This is a genomic window from Archangium violaceum (genome assembly GCF_016887565.1).
GTDB lineage: Bacteria > Myxococcota > Myxococcia > Myxococcales > Myxococcaceae > Archangium > Archangium violaceum_B.
Genome location: NZ_CP069396.1, coordinates 5,298,518 through 5,321,581, shown reverse-complemented (window position 1 = coordinate 5,321,581; position 23,064 = coordinate 5,298,518). Strand labels below are relative to the sequence as shown.

Sequence of the window (23,064 nt, the reverse complement as noted above, 5' to 3'; positions counted from 1 at the left end):
GATTCCGATGAACACGCTTTCCTCCACCTGCCTCGCCGTGCTGCTCGCCCTCGCTCCCGCCGCCTTCGCCGCCGCTCCGAAGAAGGACCCGAAGCCCGAGCAGCCCAAGCCGGTCCGTGTGGTGATGCAGACCGACAAGGGGGAAATCGAGCTGGAGCTCAACGAGGCCCGCGCCCCGAAGACGGTGAAGAACTTCCTCGCCTATGTGGATGCCGGGCTCTACGACGGCGGTGTGTTCCACCGCACCGTGAAGCTGAAGCCCGACAACCAGCCGAACAACACGGTGAAGATCGAGGTCATCCAGGGCGGCATCAACCCCGCCCGCGAGTCCGAGCAGCGCCCGCCGATTCCCCTCGAGCGCACGAACGAGACCGGCATCCAGCACAAGGACGGCACGGTCTCGATGGCGCGCGACACGCCCGACTCCGCCGTCTCGGACTTCTTCATCTGCATCGGCGACCAGCCCGCGCTCGACCACGGCGGCAAGCGCAACCCGGACGGCCAGGGCTTCGGCGCCTTCGGCAAGGTCGTGCGCGGCATGGACGTGGTCCGATCCATCCAGCAGGCGCCCGCGAGCGGGCAGGCGCTCACCCCGCCCGTGAAGATCCTGCGCGCCTCGCGCAAGCCGTGAGCAACGCTCAGGTCTCGTGCAGCACGCGGCCTTCCATGCCTCCGGCCACGGTGATGACCTCGCCCGTCACGTGGCCGGAGATGCGGTCCGACGCCAGCGTCACCACCACCCGCGCCACGTCCTCGGGTCGGCCCACCTTGCGCATCGGCATCGTCCGCGTCACCCGGTTGATGAACGCCGGGTTCTCCAGCTTGTCCTTGTGCCGATCCACCGCCGTCCACCCCGGGCATACCGTGTTCACACGGCCCAACGGCGCGATGCGCGTGATCTCGTTCTTCAGGCTCTTGAGGAACCCGCTCGCCAGCGCCCCCTTCGCCGCCGCGTAGTCCGAGTGCCCCGCCTCCCCGAACAGCCCCGCCGTCGAGCTGATCAGGATGATGTTCCCCGTCCCCGTCGTCGCCACGTGGCGCAGGAAGGCGCGGCAGCTCAGGAACACGCTGTCCAGGTTCTCCGCCAGCGTCCGGCGCCAGCGCTCCAGCGACATCTGCCACACGCCTTCGTCCGGCGGCGGCCAGACCCCCGCATTCGCCACCAGCACGTCCAGTCGCCCCAGGGCCTTCACCGCGGCGGGGACCAGTGCATCTACGTCGGACTCGGATGTCAGGTCCGCGCGCAGCGCCGCTCCTCCCAGCTCCTTCGCCAGCGACTCGGCCTTGTCCGCGCTCCGGTGGTAGTGCACCGCCACCTTCGCCCCCTCCTCCGCGAAGGCTCGCACCACCGCGCTCCCGATTCCTCCCGCTCCCCCAGTGACGAGGACTCCTTTGCCTCGCAGATCCGTTTCCATGGTGTCTTGGGTTCCTCAGTGGTGCGTGGGTCCGGGGTCACGGGCTCTCGAGTCGTAGACCCTCACCCCAGCCCTCTCCCAGAGGGAGAGGGAGCTTGAACAGGCTCAACCCGGGGGGCGAGATACCCTCACCCCGTCCCTCTCCCGAAGGGAGAGGGGTGTTTGGGTTTGGTTACGTCAGACGCAGCAGCTTGCGGGCTTCCTGCGGCGTCGCCAGCGTCCGGCCTTTTTCCTTCGCCCTCTTCGCCGCCTCCGCCACCAGCTCCCAGTTGCCCTTCGCCAGCACTCCCTTGGACACGTAGATGTTGTCCTCGAGCCCCACTCGCGCGTTACCCCCTCGCACCGCCGCCAGCTCCACGAACGGCAACTGGTGCCTCCCCACCCCCGCCACCGTCCACGTGCTTCCCTCCGGCAGCGACTTGATCATGAAGTCCAAGGCGTCCTCGCGCGCCGTCAGCGCCCCTGGCACACCCAGCACGAAGTCGAAGTGCCCCGGCAACTCCGCTACTCCCTCCTTCGCCAGTGCACGCGCTTCGTCGACCATCCCCACGTCGAAGCACTCGAACTCCGGCCGGAGCCCCAGCGCCTTGATGCGTCTCGCGATGTCTCGCACCAGCGGACGCGGGTTCCAGAACACCTCGTCCCCGAAGTTCACCGTGCCCGTCGTCAGCGTCGCCATGTCCGGGCGATCCTCACCCGTCAGCCGCAGTCCGCCGCAGCGCTCGTCCACGTCCATCCCCACCGCTCCGCCCGTGGACACCTGGATGAGCACGTCCGTCCTCTTGCGGATGGCCCGGATCGCCGCTCGGAACAGCTCCGTGTCCTGCGACGGCTTGCCGTCCGGCGTGCGCACGTGCAGGTGCACCATCGCCGCCCCCGCCTCCCGGCACTTCGCCGCGTCCTCCGCGATCTCCTCCGCGCTGATGGGCAGGTACGGCGTCTGCTCCCGCGTCGTCTCCGCGCCGACCATCGCCGCGGTAATCACCATGGGCGTGTTCATCGCTGGCCTCGCTGTTTGTCCTTCGGCACCACGCACGTCCCGCTCGCCCGGCACACCACCACCGGCTCCGCCAACACGTCCGCAGCAGAGTCGTTCACGTCCGGTCTCGGGCGGATCACCTTGCGCGCCTCGAAGCGCATCTTCCGCGACGTGTTGCCCGTCTGGATGATCTCCCCTTCCGCCTCGATGAAGTCCCCGGCGTACACCGGCGCCAGGAACTCCACCGAGTCGTACGCACGGAACAGCCCCTCGTCCCCGTCCAGGCGGATGCACAGCTCCGTGGCCACGTCGCCGAACAACCCCAGCATCCGCGCCCCGTCCACCAGGTTCCCACCGTAGTGCGCGTCGTGGCTGCTCATGCGCAGCCGGATGACCGCCTTCACGTTGCTCATTGCGGCTCCCCCTCCCAGTGCACGTTCTTCGCCTCCTTGCCCTCCTTCTGGAGGACCTGGTGCACGATGTAGTTGGCCACGTCCGAGGGCTTCGTCCCCGGGCCGAAGCCCGCGTCGAAGCCCAGATCCAACGCCAGCTTGTGGTCCACTCGCGGCCCGCCCAGCAGCAGCAGCGTCTTCCCGTGGATGCCCGCAGCCTTGGCCGCATCGATGAACTGGCGCGAGTTGTCCTTGTGCACGTCCCGCTGGGTGACCACCTGTGACACGAGGATCGCGTCCGCGTTGCGCGCCATGGCCCTCTTGATGAGGTCCTCGTTCGGCACCTGGCTGCCCAGGTTGTGGGCCTCGAACCAGGGATAGCGCTCCAGGCCGTAGTCGCCCGCATACCCCTTCATGTTGAGGATGGCGTCGATACCCACCGTGTGCGTGTCCGTTCCCGTGCACGCGCCGAACACCACGATGCGCCGGCCCACCTTGTCCTTGATGAGCCCGTTGAGGTCGTCGAACCCGAGCTTCTTCACCACCACCTCGGGCACGTCGATCTCCGAGTAGTCCAGAGACTGCGGCGTGCGCGCGTACACGATGAAGAAGGTGTACGTGTCGGCGGCGCGCTCGGCGGCGGCCACCTTCACGTCCGTGAACCCCATCTTCCGCGCCAGCACCGCGGCGGCCTCCTTGGCCTTCTCCGACAACGGCACCGGCAGCGTGAACGACAGCTGCACCACCCCGTCATCGCGCCGGTCTCCGTAGGGACGGATGATCTGCTTCGTCGGCTTCGTCGCCATGGCGCCTACTTCCCCTTCTTCCCCGCCGGGGGCTTCGCGTACGCGATGCTGTTGGCCACCTTCGCCGACAGCGCCTCGAAGCGGTCCTTCTGCTTCGTGTCCATGTGGAAGACGAGCGACCACGTGGTCTTCCCGTCACACCCCACGTACGTCACCGTCTCCACCGACTCCGCGCCATCCGGCGTCGTGTCCGTGTCCACCCGCCGCGCCGCCGGGGCCTTGCCGAGCTTCAACTTCTGCCAGCCCTTCTCGTTCCCCATGGCGCCCAGCACCTTGTCCAGGCACACCTGCGGCTTCATCCCCGCCGTCTGCACCGCCCCCACATCCACCAGCAGGTACGCGCCCCCGGACGGGTCGTCGAAGCGCTGCGTGCCGTCCGCCTCGGACTGCTTCCACTCGGCGGGCACCTGCAACGCCAGCGTCTTCACCTCGTACTTCTTCAGCGCCTCCGCCGGCTCCCCGGCGGTGAGCACCATCACCAGCAGCGAGCCGAGCATCACAGTGCCTCCAGCATGTCCTGGAACGGGTTGAAGTAATCCGGCGCCTTCTCCAGCACGCCCTCGAGCCCCTTGCCACCCGTCTCCGTGCGCTTCACGTCGCCGAAGTGGCCCCGGCCGATGGCCGCCACCATGCCGTCCTTCTGGCACTCCTCCAGCAACTCCATCGCCTTGGCGAACACCTCGCGCGCGCGGTTGGCGATCTTCCCGTCCTCGCGCACGGTGAACTCCTCGTCGATGCCCTTGGCCGCCTTGTAGATGTAGCTGGCCGCCTTGAGCGCCACGTACCGGTCCGCCAACAGCGGCGTGTGCATGGCCTCGGTCATCATCCCCAGCAGCTGGATGCCCTGCCGCGTCCAGATGGCCACCAGGTCCGCCATCACGTCGTACGCGTGGCTGAAGAAGATGTCCGTCTCCTTGTGCTTGGTGGGCGGCATGTACTTCAGCGGCGCGTTGGGGAAGCACCGGCGCACCAGCATCGCCTGCGACAGCTCCAACAGCAGCGTGTCCGCCCGGTACGGGTCGATCTCGTACGAGTGCCCCAGCCCCAGCTGCCAGTCCTTCAGCCCCGCGCGCTTGGCGAACGTCTCGTTGATGAACTGGCTGGCGATGACCGTGTGCGCCGCGTCGTACGCGTCCGCCGTGGTGATGTAGTTGTCCTCGCCCGTGTTGATGATGATGCCGGCCAGGGCGCAGATGCGGCGGCTGAAGTACTGGTCGATGAACGTGCGCCGCATGTTGATGTCCCGGAACAGGATTCCGTACATCGCGTCGTTGAGCAGCATGTCCAGCCGCTCGTAGGCCGCGGCGAAGGCGATCTCCGCCATGCACAGGCCCGACGAGTAGTTCGTCAGCTGGATGTAGCGCTTGAGCTTGCGGCTCTCGTCATCCAGGGCCTCGCGCATGATGCGGAAGTTCTCCTGGGTGGCGTACGTGCCGCCGTAGCCCTCGGTGGTCGCCCCGTGGGGCACGTAGTCCAGCAGCGACTGCGCCGTGGAGCGGATGACCGCGATGATGTCCGCGCCCGCCTGCGCCGCCGCCCGCGCCTGGTCCACGTCGTCGTAGATGTTGCCCGTGGCCACGATGACGTACTTGTGCGGCGCCGGAGCGCTTCCCAGCTCCTTGCGCAGCGCGTCACGCTGGGCGATGCGGGACTTGAGATCGTCCATGGCCGCCTGGGCCTCGGCCTGCACCTCCTCGCGCAGGTTGTGCTCCATCTCCGGCGAGAGGGGCCCCAGCTTCTCCGCTGGCAGCGCGGTCAGGCGCTCCACGGCCTCCAGCGGACTGCGGGCGCCCAGCTGCAGGGCACGGCCGTACCAATACGCCGCTCCCCTGTTCAGCACCCCGGCGGCCTTGAGCCGGTCCACCATCAGGTTGGCGAGTGGCACGCCTCCGGGGCCGGCATCCGCGATGCCGAAGAAGCGCAGCACGGTGCGCTCGATGGAGACAGTGGTGTGGCGGCGGATGAGCTCGAAGATGGGCTCGGTGATGTCCTCCGCCAGCTTGCGCGCGCGAACGATCTGCGCGTCTTCGATGAACGGTCCTGGCATGTCGGCACCTTACTATACGTAACGCGTTTCGAAGAGGCGGCGCAGGGCCGGCTCCGCGCGCAGCAGCTCCAGGGTGAAGTCCGCGTGCCCCGGCACGTAACCGCTGCCCACCACCATGGTGACGTCCTTGCCCACGCCCTCGGCGCCCAGCGCCGCGGCGGTGAAGCTCGTCGCCATGGAGAAGAAGATGACCGTTCCCCCGTCCTTCGCGCTGAGGATGGACGCCATCTCCGTGTTGCCCACCGAGGCGCAATTGATCACCAGATCACACAACGCCCCATCCGTCGCCCGCGACACGGCCTCCATCACGTCCACGGCCTGGGTCGCGTCCACCTTCAGGGTCACATCGCACAGGTCGATGCCCTTCAAGGTGGCGAGCGCCTGCTCGGAGATGTCGAGTGCGAGCAGCCGGCCTTGACCCTTCAGGCTGCGCCGCGCCTGCGCCAGGCACAGCGCCCCGCTCTTGCCCGCCCCCAGCACCCCCACCGTCATCCCCGGGCGCAACCACCGGGCCACCAGGGCCGGCGCGCCCGCGACGTCGAGCGCCGCCAGCGCCAGCGTGTCCGGCATGTCCGAGGGCAGCTTCGCGTAGAGGCCCGTGGCGAAGAGGATGGCCGAGCCGCGGATGTCCACCCGGTCGATGGAGGGGTGCACGGCCTTCACCTCGTCGATGACGAGCGGCGTCAGGCTGAGGCTCACCAGCGTGGCGATGCGGTCGCCCGGCTGGAGCTCGCCGCGCGCCGGGTGCTTCGGACCGATCTCCTTCACCCGGCCGATGAGCATGCCGCCCGAGCCCGTCACCGGGTTCTGCATCTTGCCCCGCTCGCGGACGATCTCCTGCACGCGCGCGGCGATGCGCGCCGGCTCCGCGCCCACCTCGTCCTTGATCTGCTTGAACGAGGCGGCGTCGATGTTGAGGCTCTCCACGTCGATGAGGAGCTCGGCCTCCCGGCAGGGCAGCGACGGATCCAACTTGCGCGCCCGCTGGGGCAGCACGCCCTTCTCCCCGACGACGCGGGACAGTCCGTAGCGGTCGATACTCATGGCTCTGTCTCCAGGCCGCGGGTGCGCATGGTCCCCACCCGCGCGAATGCACGGGTAGCCTCTACCCGGGCGAACGTTGGAGCGCCAGAGACATCGTCACCAGGACGTCACGGCGAAGGCACGAGTGCGGGGACAACGCCCCGCGTCATCGTGCCCCCGCTGCCCGCTACTCGAGCGCGAGCCTCGGGCCGAGCACCGCCAGCGAGCGTTCGAAGCGGTAGTTGACGCCCGTGTGCCCGTCCTCGAACTCCTCGTGGATGAGCTCGGTGCCGCTGGGCTTGAGGTCCTCGGCGATCATCCGGGCGCCCCAGCGCAGGTTGAACTCGTCGCGGGTGCCGCAGTCGATGTAGACGGTCTTCAGCTTGCGGAACGCGTCCACGAACTTGGGCACGAAGCGCACCGGATCGTGCACCAGCCAGCGGTTCCACACATCGAGCTTCAGGCGGCCCGTCTGCTGATCGAAGGGCAGCTCCAGGTTGAGCGGCTCGCCCTTCTTCGGCGAGTACGCCGCGGCCATGGCCAGCGCGTTGATGACGGTGAAGTCATCGCCGCGGGCCTTGGTGTCGCGGGCGCGCCGGACGAAGTCCTGGTACCACGCCTCCACCCCCCCCGCCTTGAGCAGCGCCGCGGCCACCTTGGGGAGATCCGGCAGGTAGCAGTACTCGAAGTAGGCGTCCGGCGACTGGGCGCTCAGGTGCGAGAAGATCTCCGGGTGGTAGCGGCCCATCACCAGCGCGCCGTACCCGCCCGAGCTGTGCCCCACCACCGCACGCGCCGCCGGCTTGGGCAGCGTGCGGTACGTGCGGTCCACGAAGCCCACCACGTCCTTGACCAGGAAGTCCCGGTAACGGCCGATCGCATCGCTGTTCACCCACTGGCTGCCGCCCAGCGACGTCCAGCCATCCGGGAACACGCCGATGACCGGAGGAATCGTGCCCGCCGCGACGAGCGCGTCCAGGCGCTCGGGGACACTCACCGAGAACGCCGAGAAGTTCGTCCACGACTTGCCACTGTTGGAGAACGCGTTGAGGAAGTACACCACCGGGTAGCGGCGCGCCCCCTGCGCGTAGCCAGGGGGCAGGTACACCGTCAGCTGCCGCCGCGCCGGATCCCCCAACGGGTTGGACTCCAGCGCCGGTGAGTGCATCTCCTGCGTCTCGAGGACTCCCTTCATCCGTAGCCCCCTCCCAGGGACTCCCTAGGTCAGCCTCGCTGCCCGGGTTGCTTGCCGAAGAACTTCATCACCTGTTGCAGGTCCTCCCACGCCTTCTTCTTCTCCGCCGGTTGGCGCAGCAGATAGGCCGGGTGGAAGGTGGGCATCAGCTTGATGCCCTCGTACTCGCGCCACTGACCCCGCATCCGGGTGATGGGCGTGGTGTCCCGCAGCAGCGTCTGCGCCGCGAACTTGCCCAGCGCGACGATCGCCTTGGGCCGCACCGCCTGGAGTTGCGCGCGCAGGAACGGCTCGCACGCAGTCACCTCGTCCGGCTCGGGATTGCGGTTGCCCGGCGGCCGGCACTTCACCACGTTGCAGATGTAGACCAGGTCGCGGTTGTAGCCCATCGCCTCGATCATCTTCGTCAGCAGCTGGCCCGCCGCGCCCACGAAGGGCACTCCCTGCACGTCTTCATCCGCCCCGGGGCCCTCGCCCACGAAGACCAGCTCCGCTCGCGGGTTGCCCGAGCCGAAGACGATGTTCTTGCGCCCACTGCACAGCTTGCAGCGGCGGCAGTCCCCCAGCTCGCGGCGGATCTGATCCAGCGTCGGCCGCTCGCCTTCCACCACCCCCGGCAGCGCGCCCGCGAACGGACGCGACTGAGGGGGAACCTCGAGCAGCGTCTCCGGCGAGGGCGCCGCGCGAGGCATCGCCGGGCGCGCGGCCATGGGGCGCTCGGGCTCCGGAGACGGGGCTCTGGGGGCCGGGGCTGGCTGTGGCGCGGGCACTGGCGGCGAAGGCTGCGCGGCCTTCGCGGCCGGTGGGCGCGCCAGGGCCTGGGGACGCGGAAGTCCCGCGCCTCTCAGCTCGGCGGCCAGACGTGCATCCACCTGAAGTACCCGCCCACCGTCCTCCTCCTGCCAGAGAAGGTGGCGGCGCAGATCCTCCAGCACTTCGCTCAACTCCTGCGAGGTCTCGGGGGCTTCGCTCACGGTGGCCATGGGTTTATGGGTACAGGGGACTCGGTTCAACCGCCTGACGGGTAGGGAGTCCGTACGCTTACCCCAGGGGCGAGTACAGCGCCACGGCGGAAATTCACGAGGGGCAGCCTGGGCGCGCTCCCACGTGGAGAGTAGACGCTCTAGGGTGGATGAGTTACTGTCATTCCGCGTTAATCTCGGTTTACCCAAAGATTGAGAAAGTAGGCGTCTTGGGCCTGACCGCTGATCGATTGCACCCCCAACATCGACCCTTCAACAAGAATGACCATGAGCAAACTCAAGACGTGTGGCCTCGCAGTGGTTGCAATCGCTTTCAGCGCGTGCGGTCCCGGCCAGGAAGGCGCGGAGCAGACCGTGAGCGGAGCCGAGCTCGGGCAGCTCGAGGCGAAGGTGACGAAGGCCATTTCGGGTACGACCTGCGTCGTCGAGGCGACCGATCCCTACAAGTACGACAGCGGTCCGTACGCGAACATGATCAGCGCGCAGGCATCTGTCTGGGACTGCGAAGAGGAGTATCCGATCATCTATGTGTGCTCGATCCTGGAGAAGAAGTCGGTGAGCAGCACGGGCACCGTCACCTGGACGGCCGTGCCGGGCAGCCGCAGCTGCTACCCCGAGACGAACACCGACTTCGGCGGGCAGACGGCGACTCCGACGGCCTACAGCGCGGGGGTCTACCGCCAGCGCGCGCAGGCGGCGATCAAGCTCAACGCGACGACGTGGACTCCGGCGCAGCCGTCGACCTGCAGCACGCTGGCCAACGACGTTCCGTGCGTGTTCACCTCGGTGGTGTCCGCCAACACCCCGCTGTGATTCGAGCAGTCCGGACGTGATGCCTGGACGGTCCGGCCCGCGCCTCGAGCGCGGGCCAGACCTGTCCGAGAGGTACCGGGCTACTTCTTCTTCGCGGCGGCGGGCTTGACGGCGGGAGCCGGCGCCGGGGCCGCCTTCTTCACCGAGGCGGCCACCACCGCGGACGGGGCCTGCTCGGCGGGCGCGAGGACGATCTCGATGCGCCGGTTGAGGCTGCGTCCATCCGCCGTCTGGTTGGAGGCGATGGGCTGGTACTCGCCGTAGCCGAGCGCGGAGAGCATCGTGGGCGGAACGCCCTGCTCCTGGAGCAGCTGCACGACCACGAGCGCGCGGGTGGTGGACAGCTCCCAGTTCGAGGCGAACTCACCCTTCGAGTCCACCGGCACGTTGTCCGTGTGGCCCTCGACGCGGATGAGCTTCCCCTCCACGTCCTTGAGCGCCTGCGCCACCTTCTCCAGCGCCGCCTGGCCTTCCTTGTTGAGCTTCGTGCTGCCGGAGGAGAAGAGGATCTTGTCCTTCATCTTCACCACCATCCGGCCCTTCAGCTCGGACAGCTCGATCTTCCCGGTCTTGATCTCGTCCTTGAGGCTCTTGGCGAGGTTCTCGTACTCGGTGGACTTCTTCTCGAGCGCCTCCTTGGCCGCGGCGAGCTTCTCGGTGCTGCGGGACAGTTCCTGGTTGAGCGCCGACAGCTCGTCCACGCGTTTGCGCAGCGCGCGGCGCTCGGCATCACTTTGGGCGAGCGAGGACTCCAACTCCGCCCGCTCCTTCTCCGCGGCTTCGGCGGCGGTCGCGCTCTCGGCGAGCTTCTGCTCCAGGGCCTTCGCCCGCTCCGCCTCGGTGCTGTACTGCTGTTTGAGGCTGCTCGCCTCCGCCGACTTCGAATCAAACGCTTTCTGGGAAACGCAGCCGACCAACGGAACCAGCAGAAGGACACACCAACGCAGACGCATTCGAGGCTCCTTGGGGTTGAAAGAGCCCCCTATATACATCCGAGCCTTTGCGTTGGAGAGGGAGCACGTTCCCCACCTGAGGAGTCGAAGGTGCGGAAACACGACGGTGACACGCGAAAACTCTATCTCCCTGGCTGGGTTTCACTTCGGGAGGAGATTTCCGACGAGCTCCAGGATGGTGCGAGCCACCTCCCGCTTCGTCCCGGACAGCTCGCGTTGTTGGCCGTCCCGCGTCAGCACCGTCACCCGGTTCGTGTCCACGCCGAAGCCCGCTCCCGGGGCCGTCACGTCGTTGGCCACGATCGCGTCCAGTCCCTTGCGCTCCAGCTTCTCGCGCGCGTACTCCACCACCCGCTGAGTCTCCGCCGCGAACCCCACCAGCACCGGCCGTCGCGCCCGCCCTGACACCCGGCGTGAGGCCTCGGCCAGCACGTCCGGCGTACGCACCAGCGTCAGCGTCTCCGGCCCCTCCGACTTCTTCACCTTCTGCGCCTCGCGTGTCTGCGGCTTCCAGTCACTCACCGCCGCCGATGCGATGAAGCAGTCCACTTCCTCCACCCTCGCCAGCACCTCGCGCGCCATGTCCTCCGCGCTCACCACGTCCACCACCTCGAGCCCGCTCCGATCCACTTCGCCCACCGGGCCCAGCACCACCGTCACCCGCGCCCCCAGCGCCCTCGCCGCCTCCGCCAGCGCCAGCCCCATCTTCCCCGTCGACGGGTTGGAGATGAACCGCACTGGATCCAGGTACTCGCGCGTGGGCCCCGCCGTGATGAGCACCCGCCGCCCCGCCAGCGGTCCCGCCGCGAAGAGCCTCGCCGCCGCCTCCACGATGTCCCGCACCTCCGCCAGCCGCCCCGACCCCACGTCCCCGCATGCGAGCAGCCCCGCTCCAGGGCCCACCACGTGGATGCGCGGTGAGGCGATCAGCGCCTCCACGTTCTCCCGCGTCCGCTCGTTCTCCCACATGGCCACGTTCATCGCGGGCGCCAGCAGCACCGGCCCCTTGAACGCCAGCAACGACGTCGTCACCGCGTCGTTCCCCATCCCCGCACGGATGCGCGCCAGCAGATCCGCCGTCGCCGGTGCCACCACGTACAGCTCCGCCCAGCGCGCCAGATCCAAGTGCCCGAAGTTCCCCTCCTGCGACGGGTCGAAGTAGTCCGTCAGCACCGGGTGCCCGCTGAGCGCCTGGAAGGTGAGCGGCGTGACGAACTCCTTCGCCGCCGAGGTCATTGCCACTCGCACCTGCGCTCCGGCACGCCCCAGCTCGCGCACCAGCTCACACGCCTTGTACGCCGCGATGCCGCCACCGACGCCGATGATTATCCGGCGCCCCTGCAGAGCCGAAGCTTCCATGAGGGCTTCCTTATGCTCGCGGGGACGGGCTCGCAACCACAGTGGGGGTACGGGCGGCGATACCCTCACCCCAGCCCTCTCCCAGAGGGAGAGGGGGCATTCACGGATCCAGCACCAGGTCTCCCGCGGCCGGCAGTTGGACCGCGCGCACCACCGGTGGCTCCGCCGACTCCATGTGGAAGTGGCCCCACACCACCGTGTAGCGCCCTGGTGGTAATCCCTGCAGCGTCACCCGCTCCCCGGGCGGTTGGTAGAGGAGTTGACCGTAGCTGGCTCGCATCAGCTCCCTCGGCGGGTTGCCCACCGCTCCCACGTCCCCCGCCACCACCCACAGCGCCTTGCCCCGCTCGGGCTTGAGCTGCACCGTCAGCGAGGCCGTCCCCGGCGCCGGTCCGAAGTCCAGCCGCTGCTCCCCTCCCGCCACCCGCACCACCAGCGCCGGCTCCCCGGAGAACTCGCGCGCCACGCCCAGCGCGAAGCGGTAGTTGCCCGGCGGCACGTCCACGCTGTAGCGCCCGTCCGGCCCCGTGACGATGCTGATGGGCTCGCCCCGGTCCGCGTTCACTCCCTCCAGTTGGAAGCCCGCCGCGGGCGCCCCGTTCGGCTGGTACACCGCTCCGTGGATCCGCGTGGCCGGCTTCAGCACCAGCTCCACCGCCGCCGTTGTCTCGCGCGAGGCCTGTACCGATGCGCTCAGCCTCCCCTTGCGTGCCGACACGGTGAACTTCGCCACGAAGGAGGGGGCCGGCAGCGTGAAGCGCCCGTCCGGCCCCGTCATCACCGACTCCTCGCACGCATCACACCCCACCACCGCGTCCGCCACCGGCCCGCCCCCCTCCTCCCGCACCAGTCCCGTCACCGTGGGCGCCCGCTCCAGCACCAGGTCCCCCAGGTCCGGCTGCACCGGCTTGTCCACCATCAGTGGCTCGAAGCCCGGCGCCTCCACCGCCACGATGACCCGGTCTCCCGCCGTGGGCAGCGCCAGCTCGAAGCGTCCGTCCGCGCTCGTCACGTCGTGCTCGTCCAGCCGGTAGCGCCGCACCGGAGAGCCGTCCTCGGCCACCACCCGGCCACGGAACGTGGTCCGCGCCTCCAGCACCACCCGCACCGGGTCTCCTCCGGCCGTGGTCTGCTGGTGCTCGCGCTGGTCGTACCCCGGGTGCCGTGCCTCCACCAGGTAGGGCCGTCCGGGCTTCAGCGCGCGCACCTCGAAGTGTCCCTGGGCATCCGTCGTCACCGGCTCCGCCGTGCGCGGCAGCACCGCCACCGAGGCTCCCGCCACCGGCGCGCCCCGCGTGTCCACCACCTCGCCGCGGATCGACGCCCCGGGCGCGAGCGACACCGTCTCCTTCTGTGTCTGCCCATCCACCACCGTCACCTTCCTCGGCTCCGAGGCCAGGTAGTCCCGGTGCGTGGCCACCATCAAGTACGTCCCCTCCGGCAGCCCGCGCATGGGCACCATGCCGTCCGGCCCGGAGGAGCTGTCGCTGCGGAAGACGCCCTCGTTGTCCAGCCACAACAACACGTCCGCGCCCTCCACCCGGCGCCCCTCCGACATCACCGTCACCTCGAGCGCCGCCCGGGGCTCCAGCCCCAGCTTCACGCCCTCGGCCGGAGCCGTCACCTTCACCTGCCCGCCACCCCACTCGGAGTGGTGCGCGTGCAGCTCGTACAGGCCCGGCGTGGGCACCGCCGCCGTGAAGCGGCCGTCCGCGTCCGCCAGCACCGTGTCGCCCGTGGGCTGCACCAGCACCGACACGTTGGGCGCGGGCCGGTCGTACTGGTCCAGCACCTGCCCGGAGATCATCGTGGCGCGCGCCAGCTCCAGCTCCAGCTCCGTCTCGCCCTGCTTCACCTTCGCCGGCAGCTGCGCGTCCTTGTAGCCCTTCGCGCGGCCCTCCAGCACGTAGTCGCCCACGGCCACCGGACCGAACTGCACCAGCTCTCCCGTGGAGGGCTTCTGCGACTGCAGGGGCTGGCCCCGGATGGAGCGCAGCACCAGCTCCGGCGAGGGCACCGGCTCTCCCGCCTCGTCCACCACGGTGACGAGCAGCGTGCCCGCCTCCTCCAGCTCGAGCGTCACCTGCGTGAGGCGCTCGCTCAGCGTGAGGGTGCGCGGCGTGGCCCCCAGCTTCCCGGCCTCGGCCGTCACCACCAGCTCGTCCGGGTACAGGCCCTCGAAGCGCGCCACTCCGCTCTCGGCGCGAGCCTCCCGCGCGAGGTGGTCCGCCTTCAGCCGCACCGTGGCCGCCATGGGCGCCCCGTTCCGGGTGACGCGCACCTCCAGCGTCCGCGAGGGCTCCAGCCGCAGCCGCACCGGCTGGGGACCCGCCTCCACCTGCGACTCCACCGCCGGGAGGAAGCCGGCCGCCGTGGCCAGCACGTAGAAGGGCCCCTCGCCCAGCCCGGACAGGGTGAAGGCGCCATCCGGCCCCGCCACCGCCTCGGATTGCAGCGGCACCTTGCGCGACACCGCGTGCACGCGCGCCCCCGGCACCGGCCGGCCCGCGTCGTCCACCACCTGCCCGCCGATGCTCCGCAGCGGAGGCAGATACAGGTCCACCGGCTCACCCGGGGCCGCGCGCTCGCGCATGGCCGCGCCGAAGCCCTCCGCCCGGGCCCACACGGAGAAGGACACCCCGGCCAGGCGCTCGAAGCGGAAGCGCCCCTGCGCGTCCGTGCGCTCGGTGGCCTTCGGTTGGAGGAAGCCGCGCGCCTGCTCGAAGAAGGCCAGCGCGTGCAGGCCGCTCTCCCGCGCCTCGCAGGCCAGCAGGGCCTGCCCGCACTCGTCACAGCGCACCGAGGTCAGCGTCTTCTGCGCGCTCGCGGCGAGGAAGACCTCCGCCCCCGCCACGGGCCTGCCGGCGGAATCCAGCACCCGCCCGGTGAGGGTGAGACCCTCGGCCGCGCCGGAGGACACCTCCACCGACTCGAACTCGGGGAGAGCACGCGCCGCGGACGCATCCACGGCGGAGAGCGACAGCGGAGGTGGCGTGCCCCGAGGCCACAGCACCGCCACCGCCACGACGACCAGGGCGGATGCCGCCCCTATGACGAGCCATTTGCGCATCGGACGGCGCGGGACGTTACCCCCGCGACCGGCCTGCCAACCGACATTCTTGGCCGTTCATTCCGCCAAGTCGTCCGCCCGACGTCTTCCGGGCGGACGGGAAAGGCTCACTCCTCGGCGAAAGGCTGGATGGCCTGCGCCACCGCCAGCTCCTGCCGGGCCTCGCTCAGCTCCGAGTTGGTGGCCCTCAGCCGGTCCGACAGCACCTGGACGAAGCTCCAGAGCATCTTCACCGCCAGGATGGACTCCCGCTTCATCAGGCCCATCAGGTCCGAACGGGAGATGACCATGGTGCGCGTGGGCTCGACCGCCCGCACGGTGGCCGAGCGGGGCGCGTTGTCGATGAGGCCCATCTCGCCGAAGTGCCCGCCGGGCCGCAGCTCGGCGATCTCCACCCCGCTCTTCTCGATGACCACCCGGCCGCGGATGACCACGAAGAGCTCCTCGCCCGGCTGGCCCTCCACGACGATCTCCCTGCCGGCCGGGAAGGTGCGCGTGGTGGCGATGGACAGCACCGCCGTCTGCTCCTTGTAGGTGAGGTGGCGGAAGAGCGGAATCTTGCGCAGCGCCTCCATGCGGCTCTGCGCCTCGGAGGTCTCCGCCTCCATCGTCCCCTCGCCGGAGACCTTCACCACCACGGCGGTGATGTTGTCCTTGCCGCCGCGCTCGTTGGCCAGGTCCACGAACTTCTTGGGCAGCTCCGGCGGAGCCATGCCCTGGACGAGCGGGAGCACCTCGTCATCATCCAGATAGCCGTGCAGGCCGTCCGAGCACAGCAGGAAGAGGTCGCCCGGGAAGAGATCGACGATAAGGGTGTCGACCTGGACGGACTCCTGGATACCCACGGCGCGCGTAATCACGTTGCGGTACTGCGAGGTGGCGGCCTGATCCTTGGTGATGGTGCCGGCCTTGAGCTGGGCGGCCACCAGGGTGTGGTCCTCGGTGAGCCGGTGGCACTGACCGTGGCGCACCAGGTAGACGCGGCTGTCACCCACGTGGCCGATGACGCCCTTGTTGCCGCTGACGGCCAGGCACACGAAGGTGGTGCCCATGCCGCGCTTGCTCGGGTCGGACAGGGCCATGCGGAAGATGTCCGCGCAGGCGCGCTGGATGGCCACTTCCATCAGGGCCTGGGCCGCGTTGCGGCTGTCCTGACTGGGGTTGGTGCTCAGGTCCTTGAGCAGGTGGCGGTTGGAGGCCATGTGCTGGCGCACGACCTCGGTCGCTCGGGCGCTGGCCACCTCTCCGGCCGCATGGCCTCCCATACCGTCGGCCACGATGAACAGGCCGAGCGAGGCGTCCACGAGCATCGAGTCTTCATTGTGCTGCCGCTTCCGGCCTACGTCGGTCAGGCCGAACGCCTCTGTGGTCAATGGCACCGCGAACGCTCCCTGTTCCCTGAGAGGGGTGAATCACACGTTACGAAGCCCGTGGAAGGGCTGACAAGATCACGGCCCCAGCCGCCGGGCGAGCACCTTGGTGAAGCCGCTCGCCAGGTAGAAGGTGACCTCCACCTGGCCGAAGCGCAGGCGAGTACCGTCCACCACCGGGGACGGGCGTCGGGGGGTCAACCTCACCCCGCCCACGAACGAGCCGTTCTTCGAGCCCGCGTCCGTGAGGACGAAGCGACCATCGGGCTCGCGCTGGAACCAGGCGTGGAAGCGCGACACGGTGCCATCGTCGAGCACCACGTCGTTGTTCCCCGTGCGCCCCACGGTGATGCCGCGGCCGAAGGCGTTCTCTTGATTCTTGGTGACGGGGAAGACGATGGGCTCGCCCACGCCCAGCATCGGGGTGGACACGTTGGTGAGCGTGCGGAAGTGGTGGAGCTCCTCGTCCTCATCCGCGGGCATCTGCGCCAACGCCGGCATGGGCGAGAACACGAGCAACGCCGGCGGCAGCGCGCGCTCGTACTCCGCCCGCTCGCGCTGGAAGCGGCTGATGTGGAGGCTGAGAAGCTCGACCATTCGGTACGCACTTCACCCCACCCGGGGGGTCGGGGTCCAGAGGCGCCTAGCGCCAGTCCGCGTACAGCCCGAACTGCGGGCCGCCCGTATAAGGACGGGCCAGGCTCGTCCGCCTGTAGTTGTAGAGGTCACCATACCCTACCACCACGCCCAGGGAGACAGGACCGAAGCGGTAGCCCACCTGCGCCCGACCATCCAGCAGCCCCACGAAGTAGGACTCTTGCGCCTTGGAGCCTCCACGGAAGCGAGCGCCGTACCAGGCGGGGCCGGTGCCCAGCTGGAAGCCCCACTCCAGACCGGACGAGCTCCGGCTGCGGTATCCCACCCCGAGCACCAGCGAGTAGAGCTGGAGCGACGTCATGGGCACGGAGGAGCCCTCGACGACGGTGTCCGGCTTGACCGCGGCGAAGGCGGCCATGGGCTCGATGAGCAGGGCGAGCACATCCCTGTAGCCCTGGTAGAACACCAGCTCCCACTGGACGCGCGCCTGGGGGAGGATGGCCAGCTGCTCCTCGTGCTCACGGATGTAGGTGCCCAGGAAGGCACTCCGGGGCAGCCAGGGCGGGGTGGACGAGGCCGACGAGGACGGACCGCGCGTCTGGGCCGAGGCGGAAACGGACAGACACAGAGTGAACAAGAGCCAGGGGACGAAGCGACGATTCATGACGATTCCTTACCTCGCCACCGGTGGGGGTGTGTCAAGCGCTTGTCAACGAAGTCTCCCGTTGGCTATAGCACCCCTCCCCCCACGCCGTACGTGAGGGCTCAAGGAGTCATCTCCCACCATGCCCAGTGCGTCAGTGCGTACAGGCAACACCCGGAAGCGTCCCGTGAAGACCGACGCGTTGGTCCGAGAGGCGGCGGCAGCCGCCACGGGCCTGTTGGATCAGAGCGAGCGCGTTCTGGTCGTCTACGACGAGGGAGGGGCGACCCTCTACTACGAGTCGGACGACGCGGAGGATGGAATAGGCCGCCGCAAATTGTCTCGCGCATCCTGAAGTGAAGTGGCGCGCCGGCTGCGCCGCCCGGAGCCCTGGACCGTACGTCTCCGGCACGTCCCGACCTGGCCGATGCCCACCCCGAGCCCCCGCTCGGTCCCGCCGAGAAGCGCCGCCACGGGGAGCGGCGCATCGGCCCCTTCGCCGGCCCTCCTGTTCCCCAGGCAGCGAAATCTCCTCGAAGCTCCGGACCCGGCCGCCAAGGCCCCGTTCGCCGAGGACGTCTTCTCGACAAGCCCACGTGCTCGGCACCATCCACCAGTCCCCGGCCCGAGTGTGTCGATAACCCCACACAGCGAAGGACGAGTGCAATCAAACGGACAGCACCGTTACCTGCTGCCTCAAGCAGAACCCCGGCCAGTACGAGAAGTGCGGTGCGACGCCACCAACGCAGCAGCAGCCGTCCCCTGCTGAGACGAAACCGATTCCGACGGAGGCTCAACCCCGCCGCCCACCGCCGCTCATTGATGTTTCCGATAACGATGACGAGCCACTGCCAAAGCTGTTTCGACCTATGCAGGAAGAAGAGGTACTGGCCTTGGAGTGCCAACGGCAAGCGGTGCCCGGGAGGATGAGTCATGAAGCCCTCACGGGAGTTGTTCTGGCAGCGGATCGTCAAGGAACGCCACGATACCTTCATGGCCTTCGGCCCGGGCTCCGATGGGGTTCCCTTCGAAATGGCGGAGCGCGAGTACCTGGCCCTCCAGAAAAAGCTACTGGATGGAGCGCGGATGGAGTGGGAGCGGCGGCACATCAAGAGGCTGATCGCCCATGATATCTTGAACGTCGCGCATCCCCGCGCGAAGCGTTGGGAGGAGTTCTCGCGGGTGCTGCGTCGCATCGAACGACTCGGCTTCATCGACCTGGACAATCAGGTTCATACCGCCTGCCTCGCCTTGTTGTGGGTGTCGAGCCACGACCGGGACCGAGCACCAATGGCCTGGGAGATGATGGAGGACGCAGAGCGCCGGTTGCGCCGCATCCGGCAGGGTCACTTCCGGCGGAAGGAGGGCCTGGATGCCATCGCCAGTGTCAAACAGCAGGTGGCCAAGAAGGGCCTGACACCACCCACACCAACACGGACAGAGTCCAAGCCCAAGGGAACATCACGCCGTCGAGGCACCGAGCGATGAACCCACGTGGCCCCGTGCTGGTGCTCGACCGCCCCGGAATCGGTGCTCGACTTGGCCCGGTGCACGCAATTCCCCCGGCCAGTAGAGGCCCACCACTGGGTGCTCAGCTCAAAGCGGGGCCATGCGCGTCATCATCGGCAGGGCATCACGCCAGGATCTCGATTCCGACCAGGACTCCATCCTGGTCGAAGTCGAACACCACATCGGGGCCCGTGTAGGAACCCATGAGTTCGGCCAGCCTGATCGACTTCGACATCTTGCAGGTCTCACCGGGGTGACTCGGGAGGCGCAAATAGGCCACGTCCTGAGCGTCTTCGGAGACTCGCAGCTCGAAGCGCCCGAGCTTCTTCTTTGAATCGCTCTGCCCCATTACGGCCTCCACTGCAAAACGGTCTGTTCGTGCGGCCCGAGCGGAGTGACGCGGCGGCTACGTGTCTCGTACGTGTACGAACCACTCCGCGCCTCGACCTCGAACAACTTCCGGGCGGCTTCCTGGGGCCGAGTGGAGGGACGAACCTCCCAGGCACGCATCTCCACGGCCTTCTTGAACTCGTCGCCGTTCAAGTTCACCGGCTGGGCACTGGAGCGTGGGGTGAAAACGAGAGTGTCGGCCTGGCCCATGTCCAGGTGCAAGACCCGAGAAGCGGTAGCACACCCGGCGAGGAGCACCAGCAGCACCGCCGTCCAGCCCGGTTTCATGGGAATTTCCCCTGATGGTGACCACCTGATGGGCAGCTACTCCAATTGATTGGTCTGACAACTCCCGGTGTTCGCCGCTCTCGGCCGCCGACTCCCACCCGTTGATGGCGGCGTAGACGCGCTCTACATCACACATGGAGTAGCCCTTGTCGTGGGAGGGCCTTCTCGAGCCAGGCTGGTGGCACCTTGAGGAACCTTTCCACAATGGGAAGGTCCAGGAGGACCGGCGCGTTGCCCGATGTGGTCTCGTCTCCTCGGTGGCCTTGGCCTCCTGGGCACGGGCCACGGCCTCCCCTTCTTCAAAAGCACGCCTTATGGAGTCCCCGCTGGAGTCTCCTGGGAAGTGGGACGGAGCGGGCGGGTGTTCCACTCACCAGGGAGCACGGGAGAGCCGCTCTGAGCGCGAGGACAGGGCTGGCTGGCCGCCCGCCAGAGAGCCGGGCTCACTTCGGCTCACCTATCCTCTTGCAGTGGGGCGCGGGTCCCGCTATGAGAGGGCCCACTTTTTGGCCAGGTAGCTCACCTGGTTAGAGCGGCGGTCTCATAATCCGCAGGTAGTCGGTTCAAGTCCGACCCTGGCCAAGGCCCCGGAGTCACTCTCACGAGTGATTCCGGGGTTTTCTTTTGCCCGGAGCGTCCGGACAGATTCGGAACCCTTCGCCCGAGTGGTAGGCTCCCCAGGGATGTCTGCGTTCGTGTGGAACGTCCAAACCGTTCGAGATCGGGCATGTGGAGCTTTCGTGACGACGAGCGACGCGCACGGCGCCGGGACGGGCTGACCGTCTCGCGTGCGGTGTGCCGATGGCTGCTGCTACTTGGGGGGCTCATGGTGCCCGCCGCGTGCAGTCAATCGCCCGCGGGCTCCAAGCCTGGGACGACCCCCGTACCGTCGTCGGCCCCCACGGCGCCCTCACCGTCTTCCGCGCCCGCCGCGCTCGAGATCAACGGCTTCAACTACACCGACCTGTACATCGACTCCTTCGAGGTGAACGGGCAAGGCGGGGGAAACCTCTACGTCAGTTCGAAGACGAGCGGAGGGGGCGGAAGTGTGTGCTGCGCGAGTTGGACGCCGGGCACCGACGCACCGCTCCCCGTGCGCATCCGGTGGACGCGCGACCGGAAGCGGTGGTGCGAGCAGGAAGTTCCCATCCGCTCGCCAGTGCCCGTGAACCCCCAACACCTCGGTGTGCACTTCTTCCCCGATGGGCACATCGAGGCCGAAATCACTGAAGCCCCCCCACGGCTGAAAATCCAACTGGACCGGGTGCATCCGGAAGAGCGCAAGGCTTCCGGCAACACCGTCCGGGATGAACAGACCTCGAGGTGCCAGGATGGATACTAGGAAGCCCTCCCAGAAGAAGGTCTCCGGGCGGACGCCAGCGCCCTCGGCGCTGCGCCGGGCCGCGAGCATGGTCAAGGCCGGCTCCACCGCGCCCACCCAGCCCAGCACCGACACTGGGCTCAAGACCATCAAGACCCCCGTCGCCGAGCCCCCCACGCGCACACCGGGCCAGTGGCTCAGCTTCTTCTTCGATGGTACCGGCAACAACCAGGATGCGGACCTCGGCACCGAGGAACACAGCAACGTGACGCGGTTGTACCGGGCCCATCTCGGCAACGAGTCGGCGGACCCTGCGTCACCTGGGGTCTTCCGTTTCTACATCCCTGGCATCGGTACGTACTTCAAGGAGGTCAACGACGACGGGGGTGGCACGACGGGGCCCGGCTTCGGCGCCAAGGGCGACGCCCGCCTCGACTGGGCCATGGAGCGGTTCGACAAGACCATTGCCGGCGGCAAGGACAAGATCCACGTTGCCTTGTTCGGCTTCTCACGAGGAGCCACGCTGGCGCGCGCCTTTGCCCGGCGCCTCGCGGAGCGCTGCTCGAACAAGAATGGGACGTGGTACCTCAACGGGACCCAGCGCTCCATCCGCCTGTACTTCATGGGCTTGTTCGACACCGTGGCCTCGGTCGGTCTGCCGACGAGCGTGGACAACTCCTCGCTCGGTGGCATGTTCAGTCTCAAGCTCGCCCTGCTCAACCGCTCGACCGGCAGCGCCTCGCTCTTCAATATTGCCCCGGGCGACACACCGGGGGCCGATCCATCTCCAGGGTTCATTGATGGGCATGCCTCCTGGGCGAGCAACCTCCGCATTCCCAAGATGGTGGAGCGCTGCGTCCACATGGTGGCGGCCCATGAGATCCGCAACTCCTTCCCGCTGGATAGCCTGCTCGACGGGAAGTACTACCCGGCCCATTGCGAGGAGATCGTCTTCCCCGGCAGCCACTCGGACGTGGGAGGCGGCTACCGTCCAGAGGAAGGGGCTCGCGGGATGGCCGCTGGCGCGCACCTCAGCCTGATTCCCCTCAGGCGCATGTATCAAAAGGCGATCCAATCAGGAGTGCCCCTCAATACGGACATGAGATCCGACGCGCTTAAGAGGGACTTCGCGTTCGATATCGCCAGCGCCACTGCCTTCCAAATCTTGGAGAAGCGGTACGCCGCCTACAAGAAGCTCGCGGGAGATGGAGGCGTGTCCCTGGGAACCGCTTTCCTCTCCCACATGAAGCTCTACTACAAGTGGCGCTTCCACAAGATCGCCTTGGACCAGAAAGCTCGAAAGACTGGGATGAGGACGCTGGACGAGCTCCGGCTCCGTCAGACCGAGAAGCAGTGGAACCAGGAGCGCAAGAACCTGGAGAAGAAGAAGGAGGAGCTGTGGACGGAGCTCACGAGCTACCGGATCCAGGCGAAGCCCTTCAGGTCGCGGACGGACGGGGAGATGCCGCGGACGCCACAACAGCAGAGGTACCACCAGCTGGCCAATGCCAAGGAGGACGAGTATCGCAAGCTCGTGGCCAGGCTCGATACCCTTCCTGGCTCGGTCGATGATCTCGTGGACCACATGAAGATCTACGACGAGCAGCTCCTCGCGGACGCGGCGATTCTCAAGCAGCTCTCGAACAAGGGAAAGAACAAGCTCCGGCCCCACTACCAAGCGCTGCTGGACGCCTACGTGGATGAATTCGAGAAGAAGAACGGCCTGAAGGATGCGGAGCTCATCGCGTTCTTCGATGACTACGTCCATGACTCGCTGGCCGGTTTCGCCAGGGACTCCACGCTGCCTTCGGATCCACGCATCATCTACATCGGCGGGGATGAGGAGCTGAAGTACGCCATGAACTCCTCGCAAGCATCCTGGGCCGCGAACACCGGCTGAGACAGGGAGGC

The 23,064-nt window shown here is 68.1% G+C and carries 22 protein-coding genes, 1 tRNA gene and 1 pseudogene; 7 read left to right on the top strand and 17 right to left on the bottom strand.

Going from position 1 to position 23,064, the window contains the following annotated elements; all coding sequences use genetic code 11:
• Nucleotides 1–7 precede the first annotated feature (7 nt).
• Nucleotides 8–631 carry a peptidylprolyl isomerase gene (locus JRI60_RS21800; protein ID WP_204227761.1) on the top strand — a complete coding sequence of 208 codons (624 nt, stop codon included), beginning with the start codon at nucleotides 8–10 and terminating at the stop codon, nucleotides 629–631.
• 7 nt (nucleotides 632–638) lie between these two features.
• Here the strand turns inward: JRI60_RS21800 and JRI60_RS21795 are convergent, their stop codons facing one another.
• The 9 genes from JRI60_RS21795 to JRI60_RS21755 all read right to left on the bottom strand — a co-directional run bounded on the left by JRI60_RS21795 (nucleotide 639) and on the right by JRI60_RS21755 (nucleotide 8,840).
• Nucleotides 639–1,415, bottom strand: a complete 777-nt coding sequence (locus tag JRI60_RS21795) for an SDR family NAD(P)-dependent oxidoreductase (protein ID WP_204227760.1) — start codon at nucleotides 1,413–1,415, stop codon at nucleotides 639–641.
• 172 nt (nucleotides 1,416–1,587) lie between these two features.
• Nucleotides 1,588–2,415 (bottom strand): 3-keto-5-aminohexanoate cleavage protein, encoded by an 828-nt coding sequence (locus tag JRI60_RS21790; protein ID WP_204227759.1) that lies wholly within the window; start codon nucleotides 2,413–2,415, stop codon nucleotides 1,588–1,590.
• Entirely contained in the window at nucleotides 2,412–2,807 is a 396-nt protein-coding gene (locus JRI60_RS21785) for a hotdog fold domain-containing protein (protein WP_204227758.1), read from the bottom strand. Before JRI60_RS21785 ends, JRI60_RS21790 begins: the two co-directional genes overlap by 4 nt.
• Nucleotides 2,804–3,592, bottom strand: coding sequence for an OAM dimerization domain-containing protein (locus JRI60_RS21780; RefSeq protein ID WP_204227757.1), 789 nt, complete (start codon nucleotides 3,590–3,592; stop codon nucleotides 2,804–2,806). Before JRI60_RS21780 ends, JRI60_RS21785 begins: the two co-directional genes overlap by 4 nt.
• A 5-nt stretch (nucleotides 3,593–3,597) precedes the next feature.
• The gene (locus JRI60_RS21775; protein ID WP_204227756.1) at nucleotides 3,598–4,089 is read right to left on the bottom strand and encodes a hypothetical protein; all 492 of its coding nucleotides are present in this window, start codon (nucleotides 4,087–4,089) and stop codon (nucleotides 3,598–3,600) included.
• On the bottom strand, nucleotides 4,089–5,639 hold the full coding sequence (locus JRI60_RS21770) for a lysine 5,6-aminomutase subunit alpha (RefSeq protein WP_204227755.1): 1,551 nt from the start codon (nucleotides 5,637–5,639) through the stop codon (nucleotides 4,089–4,091). The genes JRI60_RS21775 and JRI60_RS21770 overlap by 1 nt, the downstream gene beginning before the upstream one ends.
• Before the next feature lie 12 nt (nucleotides 5,640–5,651).
• A complete protein-coding gene (locus JRI60_RS21765; protein ID WP_204227754.1) occupies nucleotides 5,652–6,683 on the bottom strand; it encodes an L-erythro-3,5-diaminohexanoate dehydrogenase in 1,032 nt (343 codons plus the stop codon).
• A gap of 166 nt (nucleotides 6,684–6,849) precedes the next feature.
• Nucleotides 6,850–7,857 carry an alpha/beta hydrolase gene (locus JRI60_RS21760; RefSeq protein WP_204227753.1) on the bottom strand — a complete coding sequence of 336 codons (1,008 nt, stop codon included), beginning with the start codon at nucleotides 7,855–7,857 and terminating at the stop codon, nucleotides 6,850–6,852.
• 29 nt (nucleotides 7,858–7,886) lie between these two features.
• Nucleotides 7,887–8,840, bottom strand: coding sequence for a uracil-DNA glycosylase (locus JRI60_RS21755; RefSeq protein ID WP_239470651.1), 954 nt, complete (start codon nucleotides 8,838–8,840; stop codon nucleotides 7,887–7,889).
• 354 nt (nucleotides 8,841–9,194) lie between these two features.
• On the opposite strand from JRI60_RS21755, the gene JRI60_RS21750 reads away from it, so the two are divergent.
• Entirely contained in the window at nucleotides 9,195–9,653 is a 459-nt protein-coding gene (locus JRI60_RS21750; protein ID WP_239470650.1) for a hypothetical protein, read from the top strand.
• An 80-nt stretch (nucleotides 9,654–9,733) separates the two neighbouring features.
• Here the strand turns inward: JRI60_RS21750 and JRI60_RS21745 are convergent, their stop codons facing one another.
• From JRI60_RS21745 to JRI60_RS21720, 6 genes are all read right to left on the bottom strand, one after another.
• The gene (locus JRI60_RS21745) at nucleotides 9,734–10,606 is read right to left on the bottom strand and encodes an OmpA family protein (RefSeq protein ID WP_204227751.1); all 873 of its coding nucleotides are present in this window, start codon (nucleotides 10,604–10,606) and stop codon (nucleotides 9,734–9,736) included.
• A 141-nt stretch (nucleotides 10,607–10,747) separates the two neighbouring features.
• On the bottom strand, nucleotides 10,748–11,965 hold the full coding sequence (gene coaBC, locus JRI60_RS21740; protein ID WP_204227750.1) for a bifunctional phosphopantothenoylcysteine decarboxylase/phosphopantothenate--cysteine ligase CoaBC: 1,218 nt from the start codon (nucleotides 11,963–11,965) through the stop codon (nucleotides 10,748–10,750).
• 100 nt (nucleotides 11,966–12,065) lie between these two features.
• On the bottom strand, nucleotides 12,066–15,035 hold the full coding sequence (locus JRI60_RS21735; protein WP_204227749.1) for a carboxypeptidase-like regulatory domain-containing protein: 2,970 nt from the start codon (nucleotides 15,033–15,035) through the stop codon (nucleotides 12,066–12,068).
• Nucleotides 15,036–15,142: 107 nt separating this feature from the next.
• Nucleotides 15,143–16,414 (bottom strand): Stp1/IreP family PP2C-type Ser/Thr phosphatase, encoded by a 1,272-nt coding sequence (locus tag JRI60_RS21730; protein ID WP_204227748.1) that lies wholly within the window; start codon nucleotides 16,412–16,414, stop codon nucleotides 15,143–15,145.
• 69 nt (nucleotides 16,415–16,483) lie between these two features.
• Nucleotides 16,484–17,002: an FHA domain-containing protein gene (locus JRI60_RS21725; protein WP_204227747.1), complete on the bottom strand. Its 519-nt coding sequence runs from the start codon at nucleotides 17,000–17,002 to the stop codon at nucleotides 16,484–16,486.
• A 46-nt stretch (nucleotides 17,003–17,048) separates the two neighbouring features.
• On the bottom strand, nucleotides 17,049–17,666 hold the full coding sequence (locus JRI60_RS21720) for a hypothetical protein (protein ID WP_204227746.1): 618 nt from the start codon (nucleotides 17,664–17,666) through the stop codon (nucleotides 17,049–17,051).
• A 121-nt stretch (nucleotides 17,667–17,787) separates the two neighbouring features.
• On the opposite strand from JRI60_RS21720, the gene JRI60_RS21715 reads away from it, so the two are divergent.
• Nucleotides 17,788–18,000 (top strand): hypothetical protein, encoded by a 213-nt coding sequence (locus JRI60_RS21715; RefSeq protein WP_204227745.1) that lies wholly within the window; start codon nucleotides 17,788–17,790, stop codon nucleotides 17,998–18,000.
• A gap of 578 nt (nucleotides 18,001–18,578) precedes the next feature.
• Nucleotides 18,579–19,133, top strand: coding sequence for a hypothetical protein (locus tag JRI60_RS21710; RefSeq protein ID WP_204227744.1), 555 nt, complete (start codon nucleotides 18,579–18,581; stop codon nucleotides 19,131–19,133).
• A gap of 145 nt (nucleotides 19,134–19,278) precedes the next feature.
• Here JRI60_RS21710 and JRI60_RS21705 read toward each other — a convergent pair whose 3' ends face one another.
• Both JRI60_RS21705 and JRI60_RS21700 read right to left on the bottom strand, forming a co-directional pair.
• Entirely contained in the window at nucleotides 19,279–19,503 is a 225-nt protein-coding gene (locus JRI60_RS21705; RefSeq protein ID WP_204227743.1) for a DUF2283 domain-containing protein, read from the bottom strand.
• 26 nt (nucleotides 19,504–19,529) lie between these two features.
• Nucleotides 19,530–19,832 (bottom strand): annotated as a pseudogene (locus JRI60_RS21700) (AHH domain-containing protein); the annotation flags it as partial.
• Nucleotides 19,833–20,340: 508 nt separating this feature from the next.
• Between JRI60_RS21700 and JRI60_RS21695 the strand changes: the two are divergent.
• From JRI60_RS21695 to JRI60_RS21685, 3 genes are all read left to right on the top strand, one after another.
• Nucleotides 20,341–20,414: transfer RNA gene (locus tag JRI60_RS21695), tRNA-Ile, on the top strand.
• 145 nt (nucleotides 20,415–20,559) lie between these two features.
• Nucleotides 20,560–21,174, top strand: a complete 615-nt coding sequence (locus JRI60_RS21690) for a DUF3304 domain-containing protein (protein ID WP_204227741.1) — start codon at nucleotides 20,560–20,562, stop codon at nucleotides 21,172–21,174.
• Entirely contained in the window at nucleotides 21,164–23,053 is a 1,890-nt protein-coding gene (locus tag JRI60_RS21685; protein ID WP_204227740.1) for a T6SS phospholipase effector Tle1-like catalytic domain-containing protein, read from the top strand. The genes JRI60_RS21690 and JRI60_RS21685 overlap by 11 nt, the downstream gene beginning before the upstream one ends.
• Nucleotides 23,054–23,064 lie beyond the last annotated feature (11 nt).

Coding starts and splice junctions, on each gene's coding strand:
- JRI60_RS21800 (WP_204227761.1), top strand. CDS start 8: ATGAACACGCTTTCCTCCACCTGCCTCGCCGTGCTGCTCGCCCTCGCT.
- JRI60_RS21725 (WP_204227747.1), bottom strand. CDS start 17,002: ATGGTCGAGCTTCTCAGCCTCCACATCAGCCGCTTCCAGCGCGAGCGG.
- JRI60_RS21790 (WP_204227759.1), bottom strand. CDS start 2,415: ATGAACACGCCCATGGTGATTACCGCGGCGATGGTCGGCGCGGAGACG.
- JRI60_RS21780 (WP_204227757.1), bottom strand. CDS start 3,592: ATGGCGACGAAGCCGACGAAGCAGATCATCCGTCCCTACGGAGACCGG.
- JRI60_RS21685 (WP_204227740.1), top strand. CDS start 21,164: ATGGATACTAGGAAGCCCTCCCAGAAGAAGGTCTCCGGGCGGACGCCA.
- JRI60_RS21745 (WP_204227751.1), bottom strand. CDS start 10,606: ATGCGTCTGCGTTGGTGTGTCCTTCTGCTGGTTCCGTTGGTCGGCTGC.
- JRI60_RS21710 (WP_204227744.1), top strand. CDS start 18,579: ATGAAGCCCTCACGGGAGTTGTTCTGGCAGCGGATCGTCAAGGAACGC.
- coaBC (WP_204227750.1), bottom strand. CDS start 11,965: ATGGAAGCTTCGGCTCTGCAGGGGCGCCGGATAATCATCGGCGTCGGT.
- JRI60_RS21760 (WP_204227753.1), bottom strand. CDS start 7,857: ATGAAGGGAGTCCTCGAGACGCAGGAGATGCACTCACCGGCGCTGGAG.
- JRI60_RS21770 (WP_204227755.1), bottom strand. CDS start 5,639: ATGCCAGGACCGTTCATCGAAGACGCGCAGATCGTTCGCGCGCGCAAG.
- JRI60_RS21765 (WP_204227754.1), bottom strand. CDS start 6,683: ATGAGTATCGACCGCTACGGACTGTCCCGCGTCGTCGGGGAGAAGGGC.
- JRI60_RS21720 (WP_204227746.1), bottom strand. CDS start 17,666: ATGAATCGTCGCTTCGTCCCCTGGCTCTTGTTCACTCTGTGTCTGTCC.
- JRI60_RS21785 (WP_204227758.1), bottom strand. CDS start 2,807: ATGAGCAACGTGAAGGCGGTCATCCGGCTGCGCATGAGCAGCCACGAC.
- JRI60_RS21795 (WP_204227760.1), bottom strand. CDS start 1,415: ATGGAAACGGATCTGCGAGGCAAAGGAGTCCTCGTCACTGGGGGAGCG.
- JRI60_RS21705 (WP_204227743.1), bottom strand. CDS start 19,503: ATGGGGCAGAGCGATTCAAAGAAGAAGCTCGGGCGCTTCGAGCTGCGA.
- JRI60_RS21690 (WP_204227741.1), top strand. CDS start 20,560: ATGTGGAGCTTTCGTGACGACGAGCGACGCGCACGGCGCCGGGACGGG.
- JRI60_RS21715 (WP_204227745.1), top strand. CDS start 17,788: ATGCCCAGTGCGTCAGTGCGTACAGGCAACACCCGGAAGCGTCCCGTG.
- JRI60_RS21755 (WP_239470651.1), bottom strand. CDS start 8,840: ATGGCCACCGTGAGCGAAGCCCCCGAGACCTCGCAGGAGTTGAGCGAA.
- JRI60_RS21775 (WP_204227756.1), bottom strand. CDS start 4,089: ATGCTCGGCTCGCTGCTGGTGATGGTGCTCACCGCCGGGGAGCCGGCG.
- JRI60_RS21735 (WP_204227749.1), bottom strand. CDS start 15,035: ATGCGCAAATGGCTCGTCATAGGGGCGGCATCCGCCCTGGTCGTCGTG.